The following is an 11,878-nucleotide window of genomic DNA, read 5'->3' as shown; positions in this document are numbered from 1 at the left end:
ACATAACCATGACATAACTGTTTGATTAATTTGACCAAACAGAATGAGTGGTCTTTTATATTAGAGCAGTCAACAAATAGTGATTGCTCTATTTATTCTCGACCTTACATTTGGTGTCGCACGTGAACAAAGATCTCGACTTAAACTTACTTAAAATACTTGTCTTACTGGATAAGCACCGTCAGCTCAAGCCCGTTGCGAAAGCGATGGGGAAGAGCGAAGCGTCAATTAGCAAATACCTTGCCCGATTGCGACTCCAGCTAAACGATGAATTGTTTATTCGGCATCCTCACCACATGGAACCGACGGACTATTTAAAACGTCAATTACCTAAAATTTCCGATGCACTCGAGAAGCTTGAAACTTGTCTAATTAGAGATGAGTTTGAACCGGAAAATTACGAAAAAGACATCACCATTTGTTTACCGCAAACCGCTCAATACTCATTTGGGCATTTACTTGCAATGGATTTAATGGCGCTGTTTCCCAAGGCGCACATTTCGATAGCAACGATTACAGAGTATACGATAGAAGAGATAATCCTAGGCAAAGTGGATGCGCAATTACATTACTTCAACGAGGATGTTCCGAAATCTGTTTATCAGAAGTTCATCGGCTATGCGCCTGCTGTGTTAGTTGTCCCTGAAGAGCTGGGAATTACCACCCTAGAAGAAGCAGCCAAACTTCCCTTTATCATGTTAGAGATTATCGGTTGGAAAGAGAAAGAGCAGCTCGTTAAGCGTGCAATGGAAAGCCACGGTATGGTCATCAACCGTATTGCGGCTCTAGACAACGTAAGCAGCGTATTGAAGCTAATTAAGCAAAAAAGCGCCGCAACCGTGCTACTTGAATATCAGGCGCCAATTGATGGATATAAATTTATAAGAGTGCCAGAGCATTTTTACCCAGATGGCTGGCCAAAAGTGGTTGTACAGGTGAAGCAAAGCTTAAGACATGATGCAATGCACCAGTTGTTAATCGGTGCTATTGCAAAATACATGAGCGCTTAGCGGCAAAACTCAATGTTTTCTGACTGAGGAATAGTATGCAGAAGTTCAATCAACGTGTCCGCATGGTACTTTTTCAGAATACGCGTTTTGTAGGTGCTGATTGTTTTAGCGCTGAGTGAAAGTTGTTCAGAAATCTTCTTATTTGAGTAGCCTTGTACAAGATAATGGAACACCATGGCTTCGCGATTTGAAAGTGTTACGTTACCCGACGATGGTGTGTGAGTCGACTTAAACATTGAGTAACCGCGTGAAACACTCACAATTGCGTCGATAATGGTCTCTCTTGTTTCATGTTTGCTTAAGAAGCCGTTTGCGCCCATTTCGTACGCTGCTTTAGAAAGACTCGAGTAGTCGCGTGAAGAAACAAATAACAGTCGGCCACGATATCCCGTCGCTAAAATGTTTTTGGCTAAACGCATACCATCGCGGTCGCCAAGCACTACGTCTAGAATAATCAAATCAATCTTTTGGCCTCGGACAAGATCCATCACTTCCGCACTGTCAGTGGTTTGAATCACTTCAGCTGCGTTGATTACAGATTCAACTAGAGAAGCAAGTGCTTCGCTATACAATGGTTGAGCGTCGATAATAAGAACATTATTCAAAGTGAACCTCACCTAATACATCAACTAGTGTGCTGTCAGGCGACAGCGCAATTGGATGAATAGGATTGTAGGAAAAACCTTGCTAAGAGGAAGGAAAATGACTCTTTCCAAAAGTGAAAATCAGTGTCTTGATTATGGGAATAGTGATGTCAGGTATTGAAATACCTAGTGATAGGATAATTGCTTAAAACTTACGCTGACAAAAAATTAACAAACTGAAAGTGCTCTTTCAGTGTTCTACGCCTTCAGATTTTCTTGTGATGTTTCTAGCGCTTCGATTTAAACCCGTGTGTTAGCAAGCGCAGTTTTATACCAAGCCACTTGAAGAGAGCGTGTTCTACACCAGGCATGAGCACGCTAGCCAACTTTGTAATGATATCTGTTAGATAGGTTTGGCTATGGACGCTGAACATTACTTCAAATTATTTCTAAACTTTTCATTGACTCTGCCGCTAAAAGTGGAGGTGTTAATTCGCACTTTGGCCACTCATAATGTCGTGTTCAAAAATGAGACAATTTTACATGGTTTGGTATGGAAATGTGCGTTAGCCGTCCTTTTGATGGTTTACAAATTTTGTTGTAACGACTACAAAGGACTTTTGGATTTTTAGCCAGAGAACGGCTTCTCATGGCGTTTGCATCAAACTTTTCTGATGCGTATTTTTGGTTGGATAATTGGCTTTATGAGTAACGTAACCAGCACCATTTTGACAGAAAGTGGTACCAATGAGCTTGAAATCATCGAGTTTCATTTAGAAAAAACATTGCCAGATGGCAGCACAAAAACTTGTTATTACGGCATTAACGTTGCGAAAGTACGAGAAGTGATTCGCGTGCCAGAAACAACCGATTATCCAAACGCACAACCTCATATGATTGGTGTGTTCTCATCCAGAGATGTACTGACGCCTTTAGTGGATTTAGCTGGTTGGTTAGGTGTGCCAACACGACAAGATCTGGAGCGCAAGTTTGTAATCGTTACGGATTTCAACAAAATGACCAATGGCTTCTTAATTGACAGCATTTCGCGTATTCATCGTATCTCTTGGAATGATGTGGAATCACCAAGTCAGTTTTTGGAAGCGGGCGAACAAGATTGTGTAGTAGCCGTTGTCCGTAAAGAAGGCAACCTGATCATGATTCTCGACTTTGAAAAAATCATCGCAGACATCAACCCAGAACTGAGTATGGAAAAATACGATGTGAAAGGGGACAAGTCGGTGGATCTCAACCAGAGAATGGTCGGTAAGCGTAATGCTAAAACGATCATGGTGGTGGATGACTCAGCATTTATTCGCTCTTTGATCCAAGATACATTAGCTTCTTCAGGTTACAATGTGATCACATGTAAAGACGGTGGTGAGGCGCATGAGAAGTTGATGAGCTTGATCGAGGTTGCGAAAGAAGAAAACTTGCCAGTTAAAGAGCTATTAGATGCGGTGGTTACGGACGTAGAAATGCCTCGAATGGATGGTATGCACTTAGTGAAGAGACTACGAGATACCGAAGCGTTTCATGAAATGCCGATCATTATGTTCTCGTCATTGATGAGTGAGGATAACCGAGCGAAAGCACTATCTCTTGGCGCAAATGATACGATTACCAAGCCAGAGATTGGCCGCATGGTGAATATGATGGATAAATACGTGTTTAACTTTGCGTAAAAAACCGATCAGATGAAACAAATAAGGCTGCCGATTGGCAGCCTTATTTTTATTGAGGGCAGGGAAGAATATCTAAGGTGTAACTCTCGTTTGGAGTCTGCGGTGGCCCATATAAAATTCCACATTGTGTAAGGCTAGCTCTTTTTTCGTCGGCTGCAGCAATGACCATTTCGCGAGTTGTTGAACCAGCCGGGTGATGAAATGTTTTCCAATCCGAGTCTTCTTCGTTCAGTCCTTGCACGAGTAACTTCATCGATTCGCTATCAGAATCAGGATATCCATATAAAAAAACACAGCGCTTTGAACCACCAATATTACAGCCGTCAAATGGTAAATCTGCAATTAAAGCACTGTCTACGAAGTTTGAAACGTAAGGCTTGCTTTCCAATCCCGCAATCGCCATTTTCCCATAACCGACGCCTAATGCTGACGCAATAGCGCCTTTCATTCCTTCCAAACGAGCTTCACGTGCATCACTTTGAAGGTTTAAAAAGCGTGGCGCGGCAGTGACAGCAAGAATACCGAGCACGACAATAACTACGACTAACTCTATTAGAGTAAATCCCGTTTGTTTTTTCATATTATTTTCACAGCAAGTTAAAGGTAGAAAAACACTGACCGTACACTTGTTTATTGTGTAAATAAGTACGGTAATGATAAATCGATCAGTAGTATAAAGAGGTGAGTTGTAAAGTGCTATACCGACGCCGCACTAATTGACTGAATCCATTAAATGCAATGGAGAATTCACGGGTCTAATTCTGCTAGATTTTAAGAGGTCATTAATTCCGCTGAAGAAATGCTGCGTGAACAGGCGAGCATGAATCCTCTTCGATGTAAGCAAACATGTACATCAGCGGAATGAAATACAAAATGCAAATGAGGGCGAACCGCACAAATGGATTGTCTTTTTATTCACTTTGATGAATGCTACGCGGAATTCATATCGCAGTATGCCTGAGGTATTCATCATGTGAATGTGCTTTGGTTTTGTGTTTATTTTTCAAATATAAGAATAATCTAAATGGAATTCGATTCGATAAACTTCCTTGCAATAGGTTTGATATTTCTTGGCTCTTATGTCCAGACCGCAATCGGTTTTGGCTTGGCTATTGTTGCCGCACCTTTACTGATTCTTTGGGCGCCAGAATATGTTCCTGCGCCAATCTGTTTAGTCGCGTTATTTATTTCGTTGATGAATGCGATGAAGCACCGCAGTAGTGTTGAAATCGGCGGCTTAAAGATGGCGTTGATTGGGCGAGTGCCGGGATCAATTGCTGGTGGCTTGCTACTCTTTTTTGTATCTACACAAACTCTCACGCTTTGGATTGGTTTGTTGGTGCTGTTTGCAGTCTTGGTGAGTGTTTTACCTTTTCGGGTTGAGCCTACGCCTTCGCGTATGACATGTGCTGGCTTCTTTTCTGGGTTGTTTGGTACCAGTTCTGCGATTGGAGGCCCTCCGATGGCGTTATTGTTGCAGCATCAAGAAGCAAATCAGTTACGCGGCAACTTATCGGCTTTTTTTGTTTTCAGTTCGATTATTTCACTAATAGTACAAATCCCAGTGGGCTTCTTCACATTGCATCATTTGGTCATTACTATTCCTCTATTACCTGCTGCGGCGCTTGGTTACTGGCTAGCAATGAAAACTACCCAGTCGTTACCAAAAGAAAAGATTCGGTTTGGGGCACTTATGTTGTGTTTTGTGAGTGGCTTTACCGCCGTCGTACAAGCGTTGAGCCAATAATGCCATCTGCATCATAAAGTCACTGCGGGATTGCATTCCTTTTTATGTATGGCGGACTTGTTTACTTACGCCAAATTGGTCGTTTAGATGGGCGATAGTTTTATGAATAACACTCGTTATGGCACTTTTATGGCAGCATTCTCCTTTGTGATCTGGGGATTGCTACCAATTTATTATCGTTATTTACCAAATGCTTCTATGGATGAGTTGCTAGCATGGCGAATCATTGGGTCTGTACCTGTCGGGTTTCTAATTGTACTTGGGATAACCCGTCGAGGGCTGAATTGGAAAGAAATCTGGCTTGATAAAAAATCCTTGTGGTACACGTTTGTGGCGAGCAGTTTGATGTGTATTTCTTGGAGTGCGTTCACTTGGGCTTTGACCCATCATCGGGTCATCGATGCCAGCTTAGGCTTCTTTATTGGGCCATTAGTATCTGTTGCGCTGGGCGTATTTATTCTTGGGGATAAGCTCTCAAAAGGCAAACTTATTGCAATCGTGCTGGCAACAATTGGTGTTATGTACCAAGTGATTCACTATGGTCAGCTGCCCGTTATCGCACTAACGATGGGGTTGTTCTTTGCTTTGTATGGGCTGTACAAGAAGAAGATAAATTATGACTGGAGTACAACCTTGTTTGTTGAGGCGTTGTTACTGACTCCAGTTGCACTCGCCTATTTGCTCTATAAACAATGGGCAACTGGCGAACTGGCTTCGGGCACAGATACCACAACATTGCTTTTGTATTTTGGCAGTGCACCTATCACACTTTTACCACTCGTATTTTATTCTATCGCAATACGTATAACTAATTTATCAACCGTCGGTCTAATGCAATACATCGAGCCAAGCTTGCAGTTTGTGTTGGCAGTTATGTTTTTTGGCGAGTTGTTTGACGAAGTGAAAGCGGTGACCTTTGCATTTATTTGGGTAGGGCTGTTGTTCACAATTTTTGAAAGTATTATCAAAGGGCATCGGCGCAAAAAGCTGGTCAAACACCCCTTATAGTGGTTTCAATATTCTCACATATTAGCTTCTTTATTCTTATGCCCTCCATTCGAGGGCATTTTTAATGTCATGAAGCATTGGCTTTCGTTTTTTGCCCGAATAGAAATCATAACTTGAGATTATTTGACGCATTATCATAATGATACCGCTATAGTTATAGCCAAGTGACACGCTTATATTAGTGAAAACCAGATCAAGAAGGACGACATATGATCACAGCTCTGTATGCCAACATTCTCGCAATACTCATTATTTGGTTGGCTGTTCAAGTAATTAAGCAACGTCGCTTAAATCAAATTGCTTATGCCGATGGTGGGGTAGAGGCTCTACAAATTGCTCGTAGTGCCCAGAGCAATGCGACAGAATATATCCCCATCACCCTAATTTTAATGGCACTTTTAGAATTCAATAGTGCTTACCCAACATGGATACATCTCACCGGTATTATTTTTGTAATTGGTCGAGTTATTCATGCTAAAGGCATATTGAGAAAAGACTTGAAAAAGCGCATTAGAGGGATGCAGGTGACATTTCTGGTGATACTTTCATTGGTTGTGTTAAATATGATTTACCTGCCATACGATAAGTTATGGTAAGTCTGCGACGTTACATTCCACCACCTTGGGTACTCGTTCTGATTGGATTAGTACTGAATATTGGCGCGATCATCGTTACTAGCTTAATCCTTGATAAGTTGGGTAAACAGCACTCGCAGCTCGCAGAGCAAACAGCAGAAAACTTGTATTCCATCCAACTCGCATGGAACAGTGTGGAAACCCTAGAAAGGAAAAGAGAAGCCTTACTGCTGCATGTGCACATAAGTCAGAGCGTAGCGATACCTTTAGAGCTAGAAGAGGTATTAGCAGGGCATTTATCTTCTTGGGTTCATAACGAGTCGGATGAAATAAAAATTGATCAACTTCCTCAACTAATGTCAAAGATAAATCAGGCACAAGCTTCGTATAGAGACCGCATCGATAATTACTACATTGAGAATGTAGAGCTCAATGAGGTAATGGTAAAGCAGGATGAAAAGATCGCTTGGTACAAGAATATCGGACTCTTCTTGCAAGTATTCGGACTTGCGTTAATCCTTGCACGCGACTTAGCTAGGAAGCAATAAAAGCAAGAGCTAAAGATCAGGTTTATTGCGAAATGCCAATGGTGGTTTGCAAATTGCAATTTATTCTGTGAGCAAACAGTAGCTATTGGTTAAGTTTTAATGAAAGTGATTAAATAACAACCTGTTTTTGTGCGCTGAAAAGTTGGCACGCCTCATGCTTTAGTATGAGTGACCCTTTCTAAGCCGAGGGTCACCTAGCCAACTGACGTTGTTAGTGAACCATCTTGTTCACAAATATATACAGCCAATCACGACTCCTTGTGGTTGGCTTTTTTTATGCAGTCTAGAACTGTGCTTTAATCCAGATCATGCGATGGTCGGAAGATACATCCTTACCATCACCATACTTACCGATACGTGCATCGTTAAATAGTTTACGGCCCTCTTCATAAGACGCTGACCAGTACACACCAGAGTCTATTACATTCAAATTTGCTGAAGGCAAGGCATAGTCTACCCCTAAGCCAAACGTTGAAGTGATGCGATTCGGATATGAGTGAGTTGAACTGCGGTCAACAGCGTGTTCAGCTGCACCAAAGCTTGTTGGGTAAAGCTCACCATTCATCACGGTTTGGTTAACCAATGGATCGTTGTGCAGCTCTTGCATTACAGAGCTAATACCGTCACCAGCCACTGGATCAAGGTTTTGATCACCCATCATTACGAATTTAGCGCCGTTCGTTAAGCCACCTGTTTTACCCGCATCGTCGTAAAAGTAGTCTTTGCCTTGAATGTAATGATGCCAAAACTCCACTTCTGCTGCGTTTTGCGCTTTGTTTTTACCGGTGTCAAATACTGGTGGAGTAGGATGAGACATCAACAAGTGTACAACTTCCTCGCCATTGCGAGTTGGAATGATGATTGGTGCGTCAACGTGGTTTTTCGAAGATAGACGCACTTGATCCCATTCTTCCGCTGAGTACCATTCATCACCACACTTCATGCCGTCTGGAATCTTTTGCGAACCATCGCAGATAGTAATGGTTGGAATTTTCGCACCTTCCATATCTTTCCATTTAAATGCTTGGAATGTACGTGTGTTTGCTGTGTCAATTTTATACTTAGACATAAGGGCAAATGCATATTGACCATGGTACATGCCAAAGCCCCATGCATCACCTGGCATTTGACCTGCGGTTCCGTTGTTGTCGAGATCAAACTCACTCAACAACCCTGTATTAGTTGAGTAAGATTCAGCATAAGGGTATTCAATAGGCTCAAGGTTTGCTTCACCGCCCGCGCCATCGATACTTTGCGCGACAGACAAGTAGTTCTTCTGGAATCCTTCAATGGCTGCTTTGTTTTCGCCTGTTCCGTCGTTGTTGTATTCCGCCATCATAAGAACATCAGGACGATTCTTTTGAATGATTGCTGCAACGTTACGAATTTGAATGACTTTTTCCGCAGTGGTTTTGTCTTCGGCTGCGATTGAACCGTCTAAATAAGAGGTGACCAACGCAGCTTGCTGCGTTGGTTCAATTTGCATTTCATCTACCAAAGTTTCGAAGGTAGCGCGGTCAAAAGAGAGGTTGTAAGTCGCTATTTTTACTTCTTTAGGCTGGACATTGACGTATTCAGTATCGTCATTACATCCAGATAGTAGAGCGGCGCCAACAAGGACAGCGATAGAGGTTTTGATTGCTTTCATGGGTACGTCATACCTTATAATTAATTCGGCTGAATATTAAAGTCATCAGTCATTGTTTTAAGCGATATTAGTCACACAAACGTTTTCATATTTACATGTTCAATTAGTTTTTGTGTGATTTGTGCAATAAATGCAACACTTTCAACACCAGAAGGTTATATGTAAATTGTTAAAAAACGGTGTCGTTATTGATGCGAAATAGAGAGTCCGCCACCGTTAAAAAGAAAAGCGTAGAATTTAAGCGTGCATGAGATGTTTGAGTTGTATGCTTATCGACGTGTTTTATTTTTTATGTTTAGATTTCCGTATATAATAAGCAGTCAATCAGAAGTGAGGACGACCTCACCGCTCTATCTTTTCTCGGGGACGACCCCATCTCGTTGGGAAATGTGACATGGCTTGGGGAATTCTCTTCATTGCGGGCTTGTGTGAAATCGCATGGGCTGTCGGTCTTAAATATTCACAAGGGTTTACCAAATTCGGTGCTTCGGCATTCACTATTGTCTTTATGTTATTGAGCTTTTGGTTGCTTGGCATTGCGTTAAGAACCTTGCCTTTAGGCATTGCTTATGGAGTATGGGTAGGGATTGGCGCAATAGGTACGGCAGTCGTGAGTATTTATCTGTTCAATGAGCCAGCAACACTTATCAAAGCCTTAAGCTTGCTAATGATTGTCGCTGGTATCGCAGGGTTAAAAATATCAGCTTAACGTTAGGCTAAACACAAAACAGCCAGAGTCACTCTGGCTGTTTTTCTAAATGTCGTGTTTACGGTTCTGGCGAGGTATATCAAGCGTTGCGCTTAATAAAAGGTAACCGTAAGTGATGACCAAACGCATTAATTAATGCGCCTGTAACAATCAGACCGCCACCGACGTACGTCCAAATGATCGGAACCTCGCCAAAGAAAATGATGCCCAACAACACAGAAAATACGATCTGGATATACGAATAAGCGGAGGCTTTACCCGCTTGTTGAGTTTGCATCGCTTTGGTTAACCCCAATTGTCCAATTTGGGTAAAGACACCAACTAGAACCAACATGAAAGTCAGATATAGATCGGGCATTACAAAATCGTCGCCAATCAGTAAGAGTGAAGCGGGGAGAGCAACCAACGGGAAATAGAAAATGATCACTGAGCTGTCTTCTGTCTGACTCAGTTTTCTGACAATGACGTAGGCAATTGAGCTACCAAATGCGCCTAAGATCGCAATCATGACGCTAAACATTGGTAAAGCGCTATCTGAGCCTTGCCCAGTTTCTGGGCTTACCATGATATAGATGCCGAGTAAGCACAACGCAATACAAAGGAAAGTTGACGGCTGGATGCGCTCTTTCAAGAAAAATACGGCGAGTAGTGCAGTAAATACCGGATGAATATATTGGAATATCGTCGCTTCTGCCAAAGGTAAGGTGGTCACTGAATAATATACACACATCAGAGCCATCGTACCCACAGCACCGCGTGCAAATAGTAATGGCTTATTATTGCCCCATACAGAAATTCGTTTTCGCTTTACATCGAAATAACTAATGATAAGTGAAACGAGCGCTCTTGCTGCAACGATTTCAAAAACGGGGATACCGTAGTTGCCGACGTGCTTTACTGTAGCCGACATCAGAGCAAAGCCGAACGCGGAAAGCACCATAAAGCGCACACCGATGGGAATCATAGTGTTGAATGAATTGGACATTTTACTGCTCATTTGTTGCGACAGATCTCACTTTAGCATACTTAGTTAGCGATTAAATCCTCTCAACTCAAACACTTCTGTCGACAAGATGAATAAACAGTAGAATACGTAGCAATTAATCTGTCTCTCTCAGCGTAACAATAAAAACTCGATATTTAAGGAGCTTACATGATCCCGATAAAAGCAACGCATGTTTCAGGCGTTGTCATTTCAAAAATTGATGGCATAGAAAAAATGCTGTTACTCAAACGCGTAAAAGGTGGCTATTGGTGCCATGTTGCAGGTGGTATCGAAGCGGGTGAAGCCGGGTGGCAAACCATTTTAAGAGAGTTAAAAGAAGAGACACGAATTGACCAAGTTGAGTTACATACAGCAGACTTTCTAGAGCAGTTCTACGAAGCAAAAAATAACCGTATCATGGTTATCCCATGTTTTGTGCTACTTTGTCCGCCTAACCAATCAGTTGTTCTCAACGAAGAGCATACCGAGTATCGCTGGTGTACGCTTGAAGAAGCTAAGCAGCTGGCTCCGTTTGCCAATCAGCATCACCTCTATGAACATGTATGGAAACATTATGTAGATGTGGCATCACTAACGCCATTTACGCTGATCGATCAAAAGGGCTAAATGAACGGCAACGGCTTTGATTAGTTTTTATAGAGAGGTTTGTTCTCATAAAATGAAGCGTTAGGATTTGCGCTGAGCGTTCACAATAAAAAGGAATAACATCTATGGATGAAGTCACATGCCAAGAGACGTATCAAGGAAATCACTTACAGAAGCGTTTTTCCGTCTCGCAAAGGGTCTCAATTGAGCCCCTCAACACGAAACACGCGTCCGCTTTACTAGAGGTTGTGAACACTCACCGAGAGAGCCTTGAGGGCTATCTACCTTGGACGGATTCTGTCACGAATCATCGAGAGGCCGTGAACTACATTTCCCAGCGAGTGAACAGTAATGCGCTAGATTCCCACTGGTGCGCAATTTATTTTGATGAGCAACTTACGGGTGTTATTGGTATTAAAGGTGTGGATTCACATACACGTGTTACTGAAATTGGCTACTGGCTTGCCAACAATGGACGAGGCCATCGTGTGATTGATCAAGTACTCGCAGTATTGATCCCTTTTTTGAAGAAGAAAGGGCACGCACAATTCATTCAGTTCCATTGTATGGAAGATAACATCGCTAGCATCAATATTGCTGAGCGTGCAGGCGCCACATTAAAAGAATACGTTGATCATGAGTTCGATATGCTTGACCGCTCTCAACGACTAGGCATTTATGAACTACGTTTGACGTAGTATCCACCCTAGAGATATTTTAATCAGAGTTCGAACTCTAACTTCACGAGCGCTACAATAGTAACATTGTTGCGC

Annotated in this window: 13 protein-coding genes; 9 read left to right on the top strand and 4 right to left on the bottom strand. The window is 42.2% G+C overall.

The features are described from left to right. The first annotated feature begins 122 nt into the window (after positions 1–122). Entirely contained in the window at positions 123–1,010 is an 888-nt protein-coding gene (locus tag R7H07_RS01190; protein ID WP_025767842.1) for a LysR family transcriptional regulator, read from the top strand. Here R7H07_RS01190 and R7H07_RS01185 read toward each other — a convergent pair. Beyond that, positions 1,007–1,615 (bottom strand): response regulator transcription factor, encoded by a 609-nt coding sequence (locus tag R7H07_RS01185; protein WP_017821556.1) that lies wholly within the window; start codon positions 1,613–1,615, stop codon positions 1,007–1,009. The genes R7H07_RS01190 and R7H07_RS01185 overlap by 4 nt on opposite strands. 683 nt (positions 1,616–2,298) lie before the next feature. Here R7H07_RS01185 and R7H07_RS01180 point away from each other — a divergent pair. Then, entirely contained in the window at positions 2,299–3,279 is a 981-nt protein-coding gene (locus R7H07_RS01180; protein WP_025998672.1) for a chemotaxis protein, read from the top strand. Positions 3,280–3,328: 49 nt separating this feature from the next. Here the strand turns inward: R7H07_RS01180 and R7H07_RS01175 are convergent, their stop codons facing one another. After that, complete coding sequence (locus R7H07_RS01175; protein ID WP_206958806.1) at positions 3,329–3,859, bottom strand: prepilin-type N-terminal cleavage/methylation domain-containing protein; 531 nt, start codon at positions 3,857–3,859, stop codon at positions 3,329–3,331. Positions 3,860–4,303: 444 nt separating this feature from the next. On the opposite strand from R7H07_RS01175, the gene R7H07_RS01170 reads away from it, so the two are divergent. The 4 genes from R7H07_RS01170 to R7H07_RS01155 all read left to right on the top strand — a co-directional run bounded on the left by R7H07_RS01170 (position 4,304) and on the right by R7H07_RS01155 (position 7,157). Beyond that, the gene (locus R7H07_RS01170) at positions 4,304–5,026 is read left to right on the top strand and encodes a sulfite exporter TauE/SafE family protein (RefSeq protein ID WP_005390054.1); all 723 of its coding nucleotides are present in this window, start codon (positions 4,304–4,306) and stop codon (positions 5,024–5,026) included. A gap of 102 nt (positions 5,027–5,128) precedes the next feature. After that, positions 5,129–6,034, top strand: a complete 906-nt coding sequence (rarD, locus tag R7H07_RS01165) for an EamA family transporter RarD (RefSeq protein WP_104976592.1) — start codon at positions 5,129–5,131, stop codon at positions 6,032–6,034. 209 nt (positions 6,035–6,243) lie between these two features. Continuing rightward, positions 6,244–6,630: an MAPEG family protein gene (locus tag R7H07_RS01160; RefSeq protein ID WP_206958808.1), complete on the top strand. Its 387-nt coding sequence runs from the start codon at positions 6,244–6,246 to the stop codon at positions 6,628–6,630. Next, positions 6,624–7,157: a DNA mismatch repair protein gene (locus R7H07_RS01155; RefSeq protein WP_206958810.1), complete on the top strand. Its 534-nt coding sequence runs from the start codon at positions 6,624–6,626 to the stop codon at positions 7,155–7,157. The genes R7H07_RS01160 and R7H07_RS01155 overlap by 7 nt, the downstream gene beginning before the upstream one ends. A gap of 283 nt (positions 7,158–7,440) precedes the next feature. On the opposite strand, the gene R7H07_RS01150 is transcribed toward R7H07_RS01155, so the two are convergent. Next, complete coding sequence (locus R7H07_RS01150; protein ID WP_206954164.1) at positions 7,441–8,805, bottom strand: endonuclease/exonuclease/phosphatase family protein; 1,365 nt, start codon at positions 8,803–8,805, stop codon at positions 7,441–7,443. Between the two features lie 394 nt (positions 8,806–9,199). Between R7H07_RS01150 and R7H07_RS01145 the strand changes: the two genes are divergently transcribed. Further along, entirely contained in the window at positions 9,200–9,514 is a 315-nt protein-coding gene (locus tag R7H07_RS01145; RefSeq protein WP_005376506.1) for a DMT family transporter, read from the top strand. A gap of 79 nt (positions 9,515–9,593) precedes the next feature. On the opposite strand, the gene R7H07_RS01140 is transcribed toward R7H07_RS01145, so the two are convergent. Continuing rightward, positions 9,594–10,499: a DMT family transporter gene (locus R7H07_RS01140; protein ID WP_005376505.1), complete on the bottom strand. Its 906-nt coding sequence runs from the start codon at positions 10,497–10,499 to the stop codon at positions 9,594–9,596. A gap of 168 nt (positions 10,500–10,667) precedes the next feature. Between R7H07_RS01140 and R7H07_RS01135 the strand changes: the two genes are divergently transcribed. Together R7H07_RS01135 and R7H07_RS01130 are read left to right on the top strand one after the other, a co-directional pair. Next, positions 10,668–11,126: an NUDIX hydrolase gene (locus R7H07_RS01135; RefSeq protein ID WP_025767835.1), complete on the top strand. Its 459-nt coding sequence runs from the start codon at positions 10,668–10,670 to the stop codon at positions 11,124–11,126. Positions 11,127–11,230: 104 nt separating this feature from the next. Beyond that, complete coding sequence (locus R7H07_RS01130) at positions 11,231–11,803, top strand: GNAT family N-acetyltransferase (protein WP_025767834.1); 573 nt, start codon at positions 11,231–11,233, stop codon at positions 11,801–11,803. Positions 11,804–11,878 lie beyond the last annotated feature (75 nt).

It is taken from the genome of Vibrio sp. Vb1127 (genome assembly GCF_033338735.1).
GTDB lineage: Bacteria > Pseudomonadota > Gammaproteobacteria > Enterobacterales > Vibrionaceae > Vibrio > Vibrio alginolyticus.
Note: the sequence above shows the minus strand (reverse complement) of the source record. Positions and strands in the feature narration are given on the sequence as shown.